Raw genomic sequence first — 16,020 nt, 5'->3', positions numbered from 1 at the left:
TTACGAATCGATCCACTTCCGGCTCAACCACCATATGCCGGTCGGGGTCGATCAATCCTTGGTGATGGCCGCCAGGAACATGGCGTCGGTGCCGTGGATGTGCGGCCACAGCTGAACGTGCGGACCGTCGCCGAGGTCGTCGGCGCCGACCAGGCCACGCGCATCGACCTGACGGGCACCGTCGACGGACCCGACGACGTCGGCGACCAGGCCGGTGGTCTCGGCCGGATGCGGTGAGCATGTCGAGTACACGACGATGCCGCCCGGACGGACCAGCGAGATGGCCTCGGTGAGCAGCTGGCGCTGCAATGCGACGAGGTCGGTCACGTCGCTCGGCTTGCGGCGCCAGCGCGCCTCGGGCCGGCGGCGCAGGGAACCGAGTCCGGTACACGGCGCGTCGAGCAGGATGCGGTCGAATCCCGGCTCGAGACCGGTGTTCCCGACGACGTCACGGGCGTCGGCCACGTGCACCGACACCGGCAGGTCCCGCACCACACCACGGATCAGGTCGGCCCGGTGGTCGCTGATCTCCAGGGCGTCGACGTGTGCGGAATCGATGTCGGCGATGGCGCCCAGCAGCGCCGCCTTGCCGCCGGGACCGGCACACATGTCCAACCACCGGCCGGAGTCGGTGCCGATGTCGGCGATGGTGACCGAGCGGGCGACCAGTTGCGATCCCTCGTCCTGCACACCGGCGTACCCCTGCCGGATCGCCTCCACGTCACCGGGATCACCACCCGGCAGGTACACGCAGTACGGCGAGTACCTGCCGACCTCTCCCCCGCTGGTCAGCGCCAGTTCTTCGGCGGTGATGAAGCCGGGGCGGGCCACCAGGTGTACCGGCGGACGGTCGTCGTCGGCGGCCAGCGCGGCCTGCAGCTGTCCGGCCGAACGGCCCAGTGCCTCGAAGAACACCTCGGCGATCCAGCGCGGATGGGCGTAGCGGAAGGCGAGATTGCCGATCAGGTCGTCGGCCATCGGCGGGGCCAACTGGTCGATCCAGAGTTCCTCGTCCCGCTGGGACACCTTGCGCAGCACCGCGTTCACGAAGCCACTCGGCCCGATCCCGGCCTCCGAGCGAACGAGATCCACCGAGGTGTCGACCGCAGCGTGCGCACCGATCCGGGTTCGCAGCAACTGATAGGTACCCAGCCGCAGGACGTCGAGCAACTTGCCGTCGATCTCGTCGACCGGCCGGTTGGCCGCAGCCGCGATCACCGCGTCGAGCGTGCCCTGCGCGCGGGCGGTGCCATAGGTCAGTTCCGTGGCCAACGCCGCATCCCGGCCGCTGATGTGCCGCTCCCGCAGCATCTTCGGCAGGATCAGGTTGGCATAGGCATCGCGCTCGCGGACCGCACGCAGCACGTCGCGGGCGGCCTCGCGCACCGGATCGACCGTCTTGTCGCGGACCTTGGGGTCGCGCTTGGCATCTCGCCCACCTCGCGCCGGACGCCCCCCGGATCGCGCACCCTCCGATCGTGACCCGTACGAACGTGAACTCCCTGGCCTGCTCATCCGAGCACACTCCCCTCATCCGGACGGGCCCCACGTGCCCAGTCGGTGGCCGGCATCGGTTTCTTACCCGGCGCCTGAACCGATCCCAACCGCACCGGGACGGTCGCGGTGCCGACGTAGACGGCCTTCTTGGTGATCGCGAGCGCGCCCGGGGCGAGCTCGGTGGGTGCCTGCGGCTCGCCCGCGGACGGGGTGACCGGACCCAGCTTCAGCCGGGCATCGCCCAGGGTGGTCCAGGCGCCGGGCGCCGGGGTGTGGGCACGAATCCGACGATCGACGATGTGGGCGGGCAGATCCCAGCGCACGCGGGCGTCGTCGACCTCCACCTTGGCGGCGTGGCTGACGCCCTCGGCGGGCTGCGGAACCGGGACGAGCGTGCCGGATTCGATCCCCGACAACGTGTCCACCAGCAGACCCGATCCGACGTCGGCGAGGCGGCCGAGCAGGTCCCCGGAGGTGTCGGTGTCGCGGATGGTCTCGGTGAGCACCCCGTACACCGGGCCGGTGTCGAGGCCCTTCTCCAGCCGGAAGGTGCTGGCGCCGGTGGTGGTCTCGCCGGCGGCGATCGACGCCTGCACCGGCGCCGCACCGCGCCAGGCGGGCAGCACCGAGAAGTGCAGGTTGATCCAGCCGTGGGTGGGCAGATCCAGCAGCGACGGCGGGACGAGCCCGCCGTAGGCGACAACCGCCCCGGCGTCGGGCGCCCACGCGGTCAGGGTCTCGAGGACCTCCGGCTCGCCGAGACGGCGCGGGGTGATCACCGGGATGCCGTGGGCGTCGGCGAGTTCGGCAACCGGGGCACGATGCACCTTGCGCCCCCGACCGGACGCCGCGTCGGGCCGGGAGATCACGCCGACCACCTCGTGTTCGGGTCCCTCGACGAGTCGCCGTAACGACGGTACGGCCACCTCGGGTGTGCCCGCGAACACGATCCTCACGCTGTCTGCCTCCACTTGGCCTGGTTGTGCACGATTGTCCACCCCGGAACCTGGGTTCGGGGGCTCATCCGATGGTAGGCGGGTCGATCTGCACCCGGATCGGCCCGGTCTCGTGCGCCGCGTTCCGCCGCACCTGTGCCGCGGTGAGCGCCTGGGCGAGGGCGCGTCCGTGTCTGCGGTCGGTGCGCACCAGCACGCGTTCGATCTCGCCGCCACCCGCACCGAATCCACCGCCCCCGAATCCGCCGCCACCGGCCGCCGTACCGGGGCCACCCCGACCGCCTCCGCCGACGCTGCCCGCGGCCGCCGAGCGTTCCCAGTCCTCGCTGCCTGCCGGGGGTCGGACACCGTCGGGCAGCGGGACCGGACCCAGGGTGTCGGCGCCGTCGGGCAGTTCGAGCAGGTCGATGAAGCCGCTGACCAGCGCGGCCGGGCCGTCGACTGACGCCATCGTCACCGCCGGCGGGAAGCCCAGTTCGCCTCGGTGGTCGAGTTCGGCGGCGGCGAAGCCGACCGGATCCCACCGGATCACCGCCTGCACGGGCGTCAGTCCCGCGTCGGCGACGATGATCAGCCGACCGCCGTCGCCGCGGGGCCGCACGCGCGCACCGATCGCCATCCAGCGTCGGACGGTGTCCTCGTCGGCCCGCAGGTCGGCGCGGTCGAGCTGCGCCCACGTGTCCAGGACCACCGCGGCACCGTAGCCGCCGGGCGCCTCCGGCTCGGCCCCGGGCGTGGCGACCACCACCCGGGCGCCGGGCTCGAGGACGTCGACGATGGTCGATCCGCCACTGGTCACCACCGGCACCCCGGCGAAGGCACGGCCGAGCTCCTGGGCGGTGCGGCGGGCACCGAGGGTGAGTGCGCGGATCGTGGTGGCGCCGCATTCCGGGCACCGGAACCGGGCTTCGTGCCGACCGCACCACCGGCAGGTCAGGCCGCCGTCGGCGTCCATCTGCAGCGGTCCGTGACAGGCACGGCAACGCGCGTGCGAGCGGCATTTCGCGCACGCCAGCGACGGGATGTAGCCGCGACGGGGTACCGAGAACAGCACCGGCGCGTCGGCGGCGACGGCCTTACGGGCGGCGTCGAAGGCGGTCGCGGGGATGCGGGCGGTACGGGCGAGAGGATCACGGGCGATCCGCACGTCCTCGTCGGAGATGGCCTCCACCGCGGGCATGCGGTCGCGGACCAGCGGGCGGTCGGCGACGAGGTCGTGCGCCCAGCCCGACGCCACCAGCGACTGTGCCTCGGTGGTGCGGGCGAATCCGCCGATCACCAGCGCCGCCTGCTGGTGGTGGGCGCGCAACACCGCCACCTCGCGGGGATGCGGGTACGGGGCGCGCGGTTCGTTGAGCGAGTCGTCGCCGTCGTCGAAGACGACGATCAGCCCCAGGTCGTGGACGGGCGCGAAGATCGCGCTGCGGGTACCGAGGACGACATCGGCGGCCCCCCGGCGCACCGACAGCCACCGCCGATAACGGGCGGTGAGTCCCAGCCCCGCCGACAACGTGACACACCGGTCGCCGAGCAGTGGTTCGCAGGCGGCCGACAGGCGGTCGAGATCACGCTGGTCGGGCACCACGATCACCACCCCGCGACCGGCGGCCGCGGTGATCGCGGCCAGGTCGGCGAGCCGTTGCGGCCAGTCCTCCCCCGGCAGCGCCTGCCACACCGCACGCGGATGTCCGCTCGTCAGCGATTCCAGGAACGACGCCCCCGCGCGGTAGCGCTGCCAGGCGCTGCGATCCGGGACGACGATGTCGGTGGTGGGTTCGGGCGTGGGCTGCGCCTCGGTGCGGGCATGCCGCGGCGGCACCGCCAGGCGCAGTACATCCGACATGGTCCCGGCGTAGCGGTCGGCGACGGCACGGCACACCGCGGCCAGTTCGGTGGACAGCACCGGTTCTGCGGAGACCACCCGGTCGAGCCAGCCGAGACGTCCCTTGTGGTCGGAGTGGTCGACCCGGTCGAGCAGGAAGCCGTCGACCAGACGTCCGGAGAACCGCACCCGCACCCGCACGCCGGGGACGGCGGACTCGTCCTGCTCGGCGTCGACGAGGTAGTCGAACGGCCGGTCGAGGTGGGTGAGACCCAGCATCGGCAGGACCTTGGCGATCGGCGCCTGCGGGGCACGCGCACGAGCACCGGCGGCACGCTTGCGCGTACCGCCGGTGCTGTCGGTCGTGCTGTCGGGGTCGGTCGTGCTGCCGGGTGCGGTGTCCTGATCCGTCACGGCGTCCAGGTCCGTCACGGCCTCGGGGTCCGTCGCGATCTCGGCCTCGCCGGTACGACTGCCCTTCGCGGTATCGGCCACGAACGGCCCGGGACTTAGAGTCCGGCTGCCGCGCGCAGCTTCTCGGCGCGGTCGGTGCGCTCCCACGGCAGATCGACGTCGGTGCGGCCGAAGTGACCGTAGGCGGCGGTCGGCCCGTAGATCGGACGCAGCAGGTCCAGGTCGCGGATGATCGCGAGCGGACGCAGGTCGAAGATCTCGGCGATCGCCTGCTGGATCTTGACCGGGTCGGTCTTCTCGGTGCCGAAGGTCTCGACGAACAGACCCACCGGGGCGGCCTTGCCGATGGCATAGGCGACCTGCACCTCGATGCGGTCGGCGAGACCGGCGGCGACGGCGTTCTTGGCCACCCAGCGCATCGCGTACGCGGCGCTGCGGTCGACCTTCGACGGGTCCTTGCCGGAGAAGGCACCGCCACCGTGGCGGGCCATGCCGCCGTAGGTGTCGACGATGATCTTGCGGCCGGTCAGGCCGGCGTCACCCATCGGGCCACCGAGGACGAACTTGCCGGTCGGGTTGACCAGCAGCCGCACGTCGGAGGTGTCGAGGGTGGGCAGTTCCAGCTCGGCGAACACCGACTCGAGCACCTCGGTGCGGATGTCGGGGGTGAGCATGTTCTCGAGGTCGATGTCGGCGGCGTGCTGGGTGGAGACCACCACGGTGTCGAGCCGGACCGGCTTGTCGTCCTGGTACTCGATGGTGACCTGGGTCTTGCCGTCCGGGCGCAGGTACGGCAGGGTGCCGTTCTTGCGGACCTCGGTCAGGCGACGCGACAGGCGATGGGCCAGCGCGATCGGGACCGGCATCAGCTCGGGGGTCTCGTTGGTGGCGTACCCGAACATCAGGCCCTGGTCGCCCGCACCCTGTGCGTCGATCTCGTCCTCGGAGATACCGCTGCGGTTCTCGTGCGAGTTGAACACGCCGCCGGCGATGTCCGGCGACTGGGCGCCGATGGCGACGTTCACGCCGCAGGAGGCACCGTCGAAGCCCTTGGTGGACGAGTCGTAGCCGATGTCGAGGATCTTGGCGCGGACGATGCCGGGGATGTCGACGTAGGCGGTGGTGGTGACCTCACCGGCGACGTGCACCTGTCCGGTGGTGACCAGGGTCTCCACTGCCACGCGGGCCTTGGGGTCCTCGGTGAGGATCGCGTCCAGGATCGAGTCGCTGATCGCGTCACAGATCTTGTCCGGGTGCCCTTCGGTGACGGACTCGCTGGTGAAAAGGCGTGACGCGGAGCTGGTCATCGGATCCTCTCAGGGTGGTGTCGGCGACGTCCGCGTCGCCGGTCGTGGCTTCAAACGTACACAGTGGCAGCGCAGCCTGCGCTGCCGGGAGTGGCAGAACGAGAACGCGTGTCAGTTCTCGGTCTCATCAGGCACGAGCGTGCGGATCTCGTCAAGGATTCGGCTCGCCATGAGTGTTTTGGATCCCGGCGGAAGTGCCGTCTCCTCACCGCCCGACGACAGCAGCCAGCCGGTGTTGTCCTCGGTGCCGAACGCCTTGCCGTTGCCGACCGCGTTGACGACGAGCAGGTCGCATCCCTTGCGCTTGAACTTGGCGCGACCGTGATCGAGGACCCCACCGGTCTCGTCGCCGGTCTCCGCGGCGAACCCGACGATCACCGTCGACGCCGCGATCCGCCCCTCGGTGCGGGCCTCGACGAGGCCGCGGAGGATGTCGGGATTGGTGGTGAGTTCGATCGGAGCGGGCCCCTGATCGCCCTTCTTGATCTTCGCGTCGGCCATCGAGACCGGCCGGAAGTCGGCGACCGCGGCGGCCATGATCACCACGTCGGCGTCGGCGGCCCGCTTGGTCATCTCGGTGGCCATCTGCTCGGCACTGCCGACACCGACGATGTCGACGCCTGCCGGATCGCCCGCGGCGCTGACCGTGCCGGCCACGATGGTGACCTCGGCGCCGCGTTGTGCGGCGGCCCGGCCGAGGGCATAACCCTGCTTGCCGGAACTGTGGTTGCCGAGGAAGCGGACCGGGTCGAGCGGTTCGCGGGTACCGCCCGCACTGATCAGCACACGCAGGCCGGCGAGGTCGTACGGGAGGGCGTCGGGGCGGTCGAGCAGCAGCTCGGCGACCAGCGCGATCTCCTGCGGTTCGGGCAGCCGTCCGGGACCGCTGTCGGCGCCGGTGAGTCGGCCCGACGCCGGGGTCATCACGGTGGTGCCCCGCTCACGCAGGGTCGCGACATTGGCCTGGGTGGCCGGATGCTGCCACATCTCGGTGTGCATCGCCGGCACGAACAGCACCGGACATCGGACCACCAGCAGGGATGCGGTCAGCAGGTCGTCGGCGCGGCCTGCGGCGGCGCGGGCCATCAGGTCGGCGGTGGCCGGCGCGATGACGACGAGGTCTGCCTCCTGGCCGAGCCGGACGTGGCGCACCTCGTCGACGGCGTCGAACACCTCGGTGCTGACCGGGTTACCGCTGAGCGCCTCGAAGGTGGCCGCGCCGATGAACTCCAGCGCCGCCCGGGTGGGGGCGACGTGGACGTCGTGGCCCGCCTCGGTGAAATGCCGGATCAGCGAGCACACCTTGTAGGCGGCGATACCGCCGCCCACACCGATCAGGATGCGCTTTCGACCCCGGGTCACCGGGGCCGGCGTGGTTGCCGACTGTGCGGTCATGTGCGCGCCCCGCCGCGTTCTCGTTACTCGCCCTCGGTGTGCTCGAGCAGGTCGGAGTGGATCTCACGCATGGCGATCGACAGCGGCTTCTCCTGCAGACCCGGCTCCACCAGCGGGCCGACGTACTCGAGGATGCCGTCGCCGAGCTGGTTGTAGTAGTCGTTGATCTGACGGGCACGCTTGGCCGCGTAGATCACCAGCGCGTACTTCGACGACGCACGCTCGAGGAGGTCGTCGATCGGCGGGTTGGTGATACCCAGCGGGGTGTCGTAGACCGGTGCGTCGGTGATCTCGGTGGATTCGAAGTTGGTCGGCGTGCTCACGCGAACTCCTGCATTGGTCGTGGATGGGTCGGGCGAGAACAGACGCGTCCGACGGTGGTCGGTGGATCGGATCAGTCGGGGCGGTCGCCGCTGCTGTGCTCCAGGGCAGGCGCCGGATCGAGCTGATCGTGTCCGACCAGCAAGGATACCAATTCATCGGCCACCTGGTCGACTCGGCTGTTCACGAGGACGTGGTCGAACTCGTCCTGGGCGGCCATCTCGGTGCGCGCGGTGGCCAGTCGACGCTCGATCGCCTCGGGTGTCTCGGTGCCGCGGCCGGTCAGCCGGGCGACCAGGACGTCCCAGCTCGGCGGTGCGAGGAACACCAGGATCGCCTCGGGCAGGCGCCGGCGGATGTTGCGGGCACCGACGAGGTCGACCTCGAGCAGTACCGGAACCCCCGAGTCGAGGGCATCGGAGACCGGGCGCAGCGGGGTTCCCGACCGCTGCAGGCCGCCGTGGATGTCGGCCCATTCGAGGAGTTCGTCGGCGTCGATCATCCGGTCGAACTCCGCGCGGGTGACGAAGTGGTAGTCGCGTCCGTCGACCTCACCGGGTCGCGGGTCGCGGGTGGTCGCCGAGACGCTGAACCACAGGTCGGGGACGAGGTCCTTGACCCGGGCGACCACGGTGGACTTGCCCACGGCAGAGGGGCCGACCAGAACAACCAGTCGACCCCTCGCCCGTGCGGGCTGTATTGCTCCGTTCACGCTGCCTGTCTCGGCGTCGATCAGGAGCTGAACTTCTCGAGGAGCGCCTTGCGCTGACGATCGCCGAGACCACGCAGGCGGCGGGTCGGAGCGATCTCCAGCTCGGTCATGATCTCCTGTGCCTTGACCTTGCCGACCTTCGGCAGGGCCTCGAGCAGGGCCGAGACCTTCATCTTGCCCAGGATCTCATCTTCTTCGGCGTCCTTGAGCACCTGCTTGAGGTCGGTGCCACCACGCTTGAGGCGCTCTTTGAGCTCGGCGCGCACTCGGCGGGCGGCAGCGGCCTTCTCCAACGCAGCGGCGCGCTGCTCGTCGGTCAACTGGGGAAGCGCCACGGGGTCCTCCGTCTTTCGTTCTCGATCATCTGGACTGCACCGGCACCAAGTGGTGCCCGGTGGCGTGTGGCCGCTCGGCGTGGGTGCAGCGGGTTGGTTGCCCGGCACTCGCCGATTGGTGCGGCGAAAGCGACCGTACCCACGTGAGCTGGCATTTGCGAGGCCCACCCCTGGTGAACGCCGCGACGGCCGTGATGTACACACGCCGTCGAACGTCGGTGCGGATCGGGTCCGGTCGATCCCGACGCTACCCCATCCCGGTACCGGGTTGCGAACAAAGTGCCTGGTGAGAGGCGTGTCGCGAGATCAACGGGCTGCGTGGTGGCCGGTGAGACGCGACGAGGGGTGCCGAACGACTGAGACCTGTGTGACAACTGGGACCAGAACCGAAAATTCGGAAGTCGATGCGCACGTTGCGCGTGTCGCACGGCCTTCGGACCGGTCCGGCGACCCGGCCCGACCCCTGTCCATCGATCAGACGACAGTCGGGATCGTCGCGATCGCGACGGTCCCGCCACCGGCCCGCGCGGTGAAGATCAGCGTGCCTCCGGCCGCGGCGAGCCGGACCTGCCGAGACGCCAGACCGAGGTGGCCCGCGGCCAGTCGCTCGGTCAGCCGGCCCGGGTCGAGCGCGCCGGGCGGGATACCCACCCCGTCGTCGACGACGACCAACCGCGCCCGTCCGTGGATGTCGGTGTCCACGATGTCGGTGTTGTCTGTGTCTCCGGTGTTGTCTGTGTCTCCGGTGGCGTCTGTGTATCCGGTGTCGGCGGTGTCGTCGGGGTCTGTGTCGTCGGCGTCAGGGGCGTCGTCGATGCCGTCGCGTTCGAGTTCGAGGGTCAGTTCGATGCGGGTCGCATGCGCATGTTTGACGGCATTGGTGAGCAGTTCACGGGCGGTGGCATAGAGCAGTTCGTCGGCCGGGGTCGGACACCCGGGCCAGGCGGCGGTGTCGACGATCACGGTGAGCCCGGTGGTGGCGGCGGAGGAACGGCCGAGTTCGGTCACCGCGACGCCCAGCCCATGGTGGTCGAGGACGGCCGGGTTGAGTGCGGTGAGCGTCGACCGCAACAGATCCCCCGACTCGCGCAGGGCGGCCTCGATCCGGTCAATCGCCGCGCCGTCCCCGCGGCGGGCTGCGGCCACCTCCCCGCGGGCGGCCAGGACGTATTGCAGGGCGCCGTCGTGTAGGTGGTCGGCGAGCTCGCGGCGGGCACGGCGGTCGACGGTGGTCACGTCGTCGAGCAGCTGTGCGCGATCACGGGCCAGCGCTGCGATGGTCTGCACCCGCGACCGCGCGATCGCCGACAATGCGACGCTGCCGATGCCGAGCCCGCCGATCACCAGGGTGTGCAGCAGCACCGACGACCACGGTTCCCCGTTGGCCGGGCGTGCCGCCGCCGACGCCGCGAGGAACACCACGGTGGTCGGGACGGCGATGGCGACGCACACCCCGGGCCGCAGTCCGGTGGCGGCGGCCATCGGGATCAGCGCGAAGCCGGTGAGCAGCACATCGGAGGTCCAGCTGGTCGCATCGGACCGGGCGGCGAGGACGGCCACCGCGGTGAGCGCGGCGAGATCGACGAACAGCGCCGCCCACGCCCACTCCTGCACCCGCGGGTCCGGACGACGGGCCAGGAGCAGGGTGGACGCGGTCCATCCGAGGTACACGCCGACCACCGCCCACGTGACGGCCAGGAACTGCTCGGGTGGATCGCAGGCGATCACCAGCACCAGGAACACCGCCAGGATCAGTCGCATCCCGACCTGCGCACGCACCCCGTCGACCCCGGTCCGCACCACCGGAGCCCTCATTCGATGAGTCGTCGTCGCATGCCCTCGGCGACGGCGGCGGCACGGTCGGAGACGCCGAGCTTCTGATACAGGTTGGCGGCGTGCGTCTTGACCGTCGACGCCCCGATGTAGAGTTCGGCGGCGATCTGCGGGATCGACAGTCCCCGCGCGAAACCGTTGAGCACCTGGCTCTCCCGCTCACTCAACGCGGGCGCATCGGGTTGGGCGTGCGCCCGGATCTGGGCGACCAGCCCGCCGGCGAGTTCGGGTGGTACCACCGTCTCCCCCTTCGACACGCGTTCGACTGCACCGATGATCGCGTCACGGTCGGAGTTCTTCGACACATAGCCGGCCGCACCCTCGCGCAGCGCGTCGAAGACCACCACCGAGTCGGTGACCGCCGACAGCAACAGCACCTTGGTGGGCAGGCCGTCGCGGATCACCGCGTGCACCACGTCGGTGCCGGTGAGGTCGGGCATCTGCTGGTCGACGACGGCGACGTCGGGTTTCAGGTCGGTGATCATCGCGATGCCGCTGCGTCCGTCGTCGGCCTCACCGAGTACCCGGATGCGCCCGCTGGCGGCCAGCCCGCGCGAGAGCCCGTCACGGAAGAACGGATGGTCGTCCACCACGACGACACTGATCTGACGATTCATCCGGCCCCTCCGGGCACCGGGATCGGGTCGAGTGCAGCGCCCGGCGGGATCGTGCCACAGCTGTTCGCGGTCGGACGACCGGTGAAACGGTCGGCGAGGAAGCTGTAGGCGTCGGTCTGGAACGGTTGATATGCGCCGCCGTGGGACTTGCCGGGATAGTGGCGGAAGTCGACGCGGACGCCGCGGGCGCAGTAGTCGCGGGCCAGGCCCCGCACGTCGGCGTCGATCATCACCGAGTCGCCGATCGCATCGGACTGCCCGATCCCCAGCAGCATCGGGATGTGCGGGGTGCCCGCGGTGCCCATGATGTTGTCGTTCAGCGCTTCGACGACCGACGGCACGTCCAGCAGCGAGTGGTACGGCGCACGGACCATGTCGGCGTCGGTGAGGCCGGGGTACTTCGAGGCGAAGTCGGCGATGCACCGGTCGGCGACCGCGGCGGTCAGGGCGCGGCCCCGCGCGGACAGGAACGACGCGGTGTCCAGCCCGTAGGCCCGTTGGTAGGCGACGACGATCGCCGGGATCACCCCGGCCCAGTCCTTGCTACCGCTGACATAGGGCAGGTTGTGGGCCAGTTCCACCGGCAGGCCGCCTGCGGCCGCACCGACGATCCGGAGTTCGGGGGCATACCGGGGTGCCACCTCGGCGGCGTAGTCGGTGGGGACCGAGCCGCCGGAGTAGCCCACCATGCCGACCGGGGTGGACCGCGGCAGGGCCAGCACGGATTCGGCGGCACGCACACCGTCGAGCGCGGCGTAGCCGGACTGGCGACCGACGGTCCACGCGAGGTCGGGTCCCTCGTAATCGGAGACCACCAGGGTGTGCCCGGAGGCCAGGTAGGCCGACATGGCCACCTGCTCGGTGGTGGTCAGCATCCCGGGGTCGTTGCCGCGCAACGTGTATGACGGGTCGCACGCCGACCCGAGGCCGTCGTAGGCCATGTGGAAACTCACCAGACGCGGGGTCGGCGCGGGTACCGGTGGCGCGATGACGGTGGTGACCGTGGCGATCGGTTGGCCGTGCTGATCAGTGGTCCGATACAACGCCTGGGTGGCCCGCAGGGGTGTCTGCGTACCGAGCACCCCGATGCTCACCTCACGGGTCCGCAGCACCGTACCGGGGGCGACGCCGGCGAGCGACGGTGGCGGGGTGTAGAACGGTTCGGCCGACGGGATGGGGGTGCCGGCGGCGGCGGTCGGGGTGTCGGCGGCGGCACGGCTCCACACCGTCCCCGACAGGCCGATGGTCACGAGTACGGCCACGACGGCCGTCACCCACCTCGTCCGCAGCGTCGGTGTGTGAGATCCCTGCGTGCGAGCGATCATCGGGCCCTCCTTGGTCGGCAGGTGTCGATTCGACGACGGTGCGCCGGTCTATCTGTACCGCGTCGGCGCGGCCGCCGCACGGTGTCTTCCACATCCGCCGGTCCGCCGAGACCTCCCCCGATCGGGGGAGGTCTCGATCCCCCACCGGATCGCCGGGTCGGCCGACTCCGGAAACCCGCCGCGACCGGCAAGGTCATACATGTCAGAAACAACGACGACCACGCCCCACAAGGGCGAGGTCACCGGTCGAAGGAGACCCACCATGACCACCACCGACACCACCACGATCACCGGCACCGACGTCACCGGAACCGCAGCCGAGGACACGGCCGCCGAGAACACCGGCCGGAAGGGTCTGCGCAGCCGCAAGGGCCGCCTGCTGGCGGTGCTCGCAGGGGTCGGTGTGGCCGGGGCGCTGGCCGCCGGTGGTGCCGGACTGGCCAGTGCCGGGACCCTGCCGGTGGGTCAGGCGACCACCGCGATGACCATCACCAACCACACCGACAAGACCCAGTACCTCACCAGCGCGGACCCGGGTGCCGGCCACTGGATCAACGCCCCGCGCGGCACCCTGGCCCCCGGTGCGTCGGAGATCGTCACCGCCTCCACACACGGCAACCACGAGACCGTCACGATCAACTACCGGATCGGCGCAGTCGGCCCGCACGCGGTGTACCAGCTGGTGAACGTCCCCGGGGGCACCAACACCAACGCGACCGGCGTCACCGGCGGCCACTACTGGATCAATGCCAACGTCTCGACCGGTTTCCCGCACGCCAACGCCGGCTACGACCTCTGGTGATCTGACGGTAGGCCGCAGAACGGGCAGTACGGGGAGGGGGTGATCGGCAAGACGGACGACAGGATCGACGGCCGCGGGTGGTGGTGAGAAACGCCACCCGCGGCCGTCGCCTGCGTTGCCGGTGCCGGTGCCGGTGCCGGTGCCGGTGCCGTCCGTGTCGTCGGCGCTGGTGGTGGGCCGGTCACCGTCTGTCGGGTGTCTCCAGCCGGGATCGCAGCGCATCCAACTGTGCCCGATCAGGGGCCTCGTCGACCCGCCGGAGTGCGGTGACCTCGTCGACGATCCCCTTGACCGCCAATGCGTCCGCGAGATGCGTCCGGGCGATCGCACCGATCGGCGGTGGTTCGAGCAGCGCCGTCCGGGCCTGTTCGACGGCCCGATTGGCACGGCTGTAGGCCTCCTCCCCCGCCGCCGCGACACCGGCGCCGTCCACCACCGACCGCAGATAGCGCCGCGCAGCACGGCGCGCGGTCCGCACGCCCGACGTCGGATCGGGGACGCCTCGACCAGGCCACAGCAGGAATCCGAACATCAGGGCGATCACCGCGCCGAGAAGTGTGTCACCGACCCGGATGAGCGGCACCACGGGATCGGCGGTGGCGATGGATGCGCTCATCAGCGCACCACACGTGACTCCGATGACGCTGAGCCCGTACGACTTCGGTGCAGCAGCGACCGAGAACCCGATGGCCACCGCCGCCGCGACCGCCACCGGCAGGCCACTGCCGAGCACGAGCAGCAGGATCGCCGCGAGTACGCCGCCGGCCACGGTGCCCGACAGCCGGTTGGTGACCCGCATGAACACCGTGCCGTATTCAGGGCGGACCAGCACGCTGACCGTCAACGGGATCCATACCGAATGCGACGGGTCGTGCAGGGCGATCGTGGCGACGGTGGCCAGCGCCAGACACCACGCGATCCGGACCCCGTCGAACACCGCATCGCGACCACAGATCTCACTGCGGCGAGGGCCTGCCGGCGCGACCACGTCGACGACCTGTGCAGGCCAGTCGATCGGGAGCCCGTGCTCGATCGCGTCGGCCCAGTCCCGCATCTGGGCGGCATCGGCGCCGCGCGCCCGACAGTCGACCCCCGTGGCGGCCGCGACCAGGGCGGCGTCGGCGGCGTGCTGCCAGGCCACTTCCGCCGGCGTCGGTCGACGGTGCGGTCGGGGCAGGTGCGGGCCGAACACGACGTGGCGCGCACGTTCGGAGGCGGCCAGCAATGACGAGCGGGCGGCCGGTGCGTCGTCGGTCCCGGCAGCGTCGACGAGCGTCGCCGAGGCCCGGAACACCGCAGCCACCGCTGCCCGTCGGATACCACGCGGCTGCCAGGGCCACGGCCCGAGATCGACGACGGCGATCGCCGCGGTCCCGACCAGATAACACAGACACTGCTGATACCAGGGCAATCCGGTGCCGCCGAACTGTGCGAAGGCGACACCGATGATCGCCATCAGTCCGCATCCGGCGGCCGAGCGGCCCACGCGACCCAGCGGCCCCGACACGAAGGCCACGGCGGCGGCGATCGCCACCTGACCGACCGGGTCGGTGGTGAGCGAACCCACCGCGATCCCGACACAGGCTCCGAGGGCCTGCAGCGCCAACGCCCAGGCGCAACGCTGCCGGGTGGCGGTGCGGTCGGCGAGAACTGCGGCGCACGCGGTTCCGAACAGGGTGACCGCAACCAGCTCGGCCCTGCCCAGGGCGAGTCCGATGATGACCACGACGAGCGCGGCGGCCGCCGTGGTCAGCGCGGGGCGCACCGCCCACGGGTTGTCGGCGGGGCGCAGCGCAGTCATGGCCGCCGAACGCCAGCCCGAGGCCCCGATATCGTTCACCGTCTGCGGCTCCACACATTCATCACGGTGTCGAGTATGACGAACACCGCCGGTGAAATGCGCGCTATGAGTGAGCCGGCACGGACCGCACCAGCACGATCGAGGCGGTCCCCGACGTCGTCAGGTCGGCGGGCTTCGACACGGGCCCTCGCTCAACCACTGAATGAGGTTGCCGCCATGGATGGTTGATCCGACGAGGAGCGGAGGGCGACAAGTCGTGTCGAAACCTCCGCCGGCCGGGCTCGGAACGCAACCACTGGGTTCGGGGTGGTCACCGACACCGCCGGCCCACCGAGGTTTCGACTCGGGTCCTCGCTTCGCTCGGTCCCGGCTCAACCACCCAATTGGGTTGCCGTCATTGATGAGTAAGCGACCAGTGGGGCAATCGTGCTGACCCCATGGATGGTTGAGCCGACGAGGAGCGTAGCGACAAGTCGTGTCGAAACCCCCGCCGGCCGGATTCGGAACGCAACCCACGGTCGAGGTGGTCACCGCCCGAGGTGACCCACCGAGGTTTCGACACGGGTCCTCGCTACGCTCGGTCCCGGCTCAACCACCCAATGATGCTGCCGCCGATGCTGGTTGAGGCAGCATCTGGTCAATCACGCTGCAGCCATGGATGGTTGAGCCGACGAGGAGCGTAGCGACAAGTCGTGTCGAAACCCCCGCCGGCCGAACTCGGAACGCAACCACTGGGTTCGGGGTGGTCACCAACGTCGTCGACCCACGAGGTTTCGACACGGGCCCTCGCGACGCTCGGTCCCGGCTCAACCACCCAATTGGCTTGCCGCCATGGATGGTTGAGCCGACGAGGAGCGTAGCGACAAGTCGAGTCGAAACCCCC

The 16,020-nt window shown here is 70.5% G+C and carries 13 protein-coding genes; 1 reads left to right on the top strand and 12 read right to left on the bottom strand.

Annotated elements, in window-relative coordinates; all coding sequences use genetic code 11:
- Positions 1-51: 51 nt before the first annotated feature.
- The 11 genes from GD1_RS21820 to GD1_RS21770 all read right to left on the bottom strand — a co-directional run bounded on the left by GD1_RS21820 (position 52) and on the right by GD1_RS21770 (position 12,534).
- Positions 52-1,515, bottom strand: a complete 1,464-nt coding sequence (locus GD1_RS21820; protein ID WP_059039541.1) for an RsmB/NOP family class I SAM-dependent RNA methyltransferase — start codon at positions 1,513-1,515, stop codon at positions 52-54.
- The gene (gene fmt / locus GD1_RS21815) at positions 1,512-2,453 is read right to left on the bottom strand and encodes a methionyl-tRNA formyltransferase (protein WP_059039544.1); all 942 of its coding nucleotides are present in this window, start codon (positions 2,451-2,453) and stop codon (positions 1,512-1,514) included. Before fmt ends, GD1_RS21820 begins: the two co-directional genes overlap by 4 nt.
- 64 nt (positions 2,454-2,517) lie before the next feature.
- The gene (locus tag GD1_RS21810) at positions 2,518-4,554 is read right to left on the bottom strand and encodes a primosomal protein N' (RefSeq protein ID WP_059039543.1); all 2,037 of its coding nucleotides are present in this window, start codon (positions 4,552-4,554) and stop codon (positions 2,518-2,520) included.
- A gap of 230 nt (positions 4,555-4,784) precedes the next feature.
- Positions 4,785-5,996, bottom strand: coding sequence for a methionine adenosyltransferase (gene metK / locus GD1_RS21805; protein ID WP_020792797.1), 1,212 nt, complete (start codon positions 5,994-5,996; stop codon positions 4,785-4,787).
- Positions 5,997-6,107: 111 nt separating this feature from the next.
- Entirely contained in the window at positions 6,108-7,391 is a 1,284-nt protein-coding gene (gene coaBC, locus GD1_RS21800) for a bifunctional phosphopantothenoylcysteine decarboxylase/phosphopantothenate--cysteine ligase CoaBC (RefSeq protein ID WP_059039540.1), read from the bottom strand.
- Between the two features lie 23 nt (positions 7,392-7,414).
- Positions 7,415-7,714 carry a DNA-directed RNA polymerase subunit omega gene (rpoZ, locus tag GD1_RS21795; protein WP_020794709.1) on the bottom strand — a complete coding sequence of 100 codons (300 nt, stop codon included), beginning with the start codon at positions 7,712-7,714 and terminating at the stop codon, positions 7,415-7,417.
- Between the two features lie 71 nt (positions 7,715-7,785).
- Positions 7,786-8,424, bottom strand: coding sequence for a guanylate kinase (gene gmk / locus GD1_RS21790; protein ID WP_169798212.1), 639 nt, complete (start codon positions 8,422-8,424; stop codon positions 7,786-7,788).
- 20 nt (positions 8,425-8,444) lie between these two features.
- Positions 8,445-8,759, bottom strand: a complete 315-nt coding sequence (gene mihF, locus GD1_RS21785) for an integration host factor, actinobacterial type (protein ID WP_020791706.1) — start codon at positions 8,757-8,759, stop codon at positions 8,445-8,447.
- Between the two features lie 474 nt (positions 8,760-9,233).
- The gene (locus GD1_RS21780; protein ID WP_059039539.1) at positions 9,234-10,562 is read right to left on the bottom strand and encodes a sensor histidine kinase; all 1,329 of its coding nucleotides are present in this window, start codon (positions 10,560-10,562) and stop codon (positions 9,234-9,236) included.
- An 8-nt stretch (positions 10,563-10,570) separates the two neighbouring features.
- Positions 10,571-11,209, bottom strand: a complete 639-nt coding sequence (locus GD1_RS21775; protein WP_059039538.1) for a response regulator — start codon at positions 11,207-11,209, stop codon at positions 10,571-10,573.
- Positions 11,206-12,534: a lipase family protein gene (locus GD1_RS21770; protein WP_059039537.1), complete on the bottom strand. Its 1,329-nt coding sequence runs from the start codon at positions 12,532-12,534 to the stop codon at positions 11,206-11,208. Before GD1_RS21770 ends, GD1_RS21775 begins: the two co-directional genes overlap by 4 nt.
- 262 nt (positions 12,535-12,796) lie before the next feature.
- Here GD1_RS21770 and GD1_RS21765 point away from each other — a divergent pair, with 262 nt between their 5' ends.
- The gene (locus GD1_RS21765) at positions 12,797-13,336 is read left to right on the top strand and encodes a hypothetical protein (protein ID WP_238403813.1); all 540 of its coding nucleotides are present in this window, start codon (positions 12,797-12,799) and stop codon (positions 13,334-13,336) included.
- 181 nt (positions 13,337-13,517) lie between these two features.
- Here GD1_RS21765 and GD1_RS21760 read toward each other — a convergent pair whose 3' ends face one another.
- Positions 13,518-15,176 carry an FUSC family protein gene (locus GD1_RS21760; RefSeq protein ID WP_157079580.1) on the bottom strand — a complete coding sequence of 553 codons (1,659 nt, stop codon included), beginning with the start codon at positions 15,174-15,176 and terminating at the stop codon, positions 13,518-13,520.
- Positions 15,177-16,020 lie beyond the last annotated feature (844 nt).

The sequence above is a fragment of the Gordonia desulfuricans NBRC 100010 genome (genome assembly GCF_001485495.1).
Taxonomy (GTDB): Bacteria; Actinomycetota; Actinomycetes; order Mycobacteriales; family Mycobacteriaceae; genus Gordonia; species Gordonia desulfuricans.
This window is presented reverse-complemented; position numbering and strand designations above follow the sequence as displayed.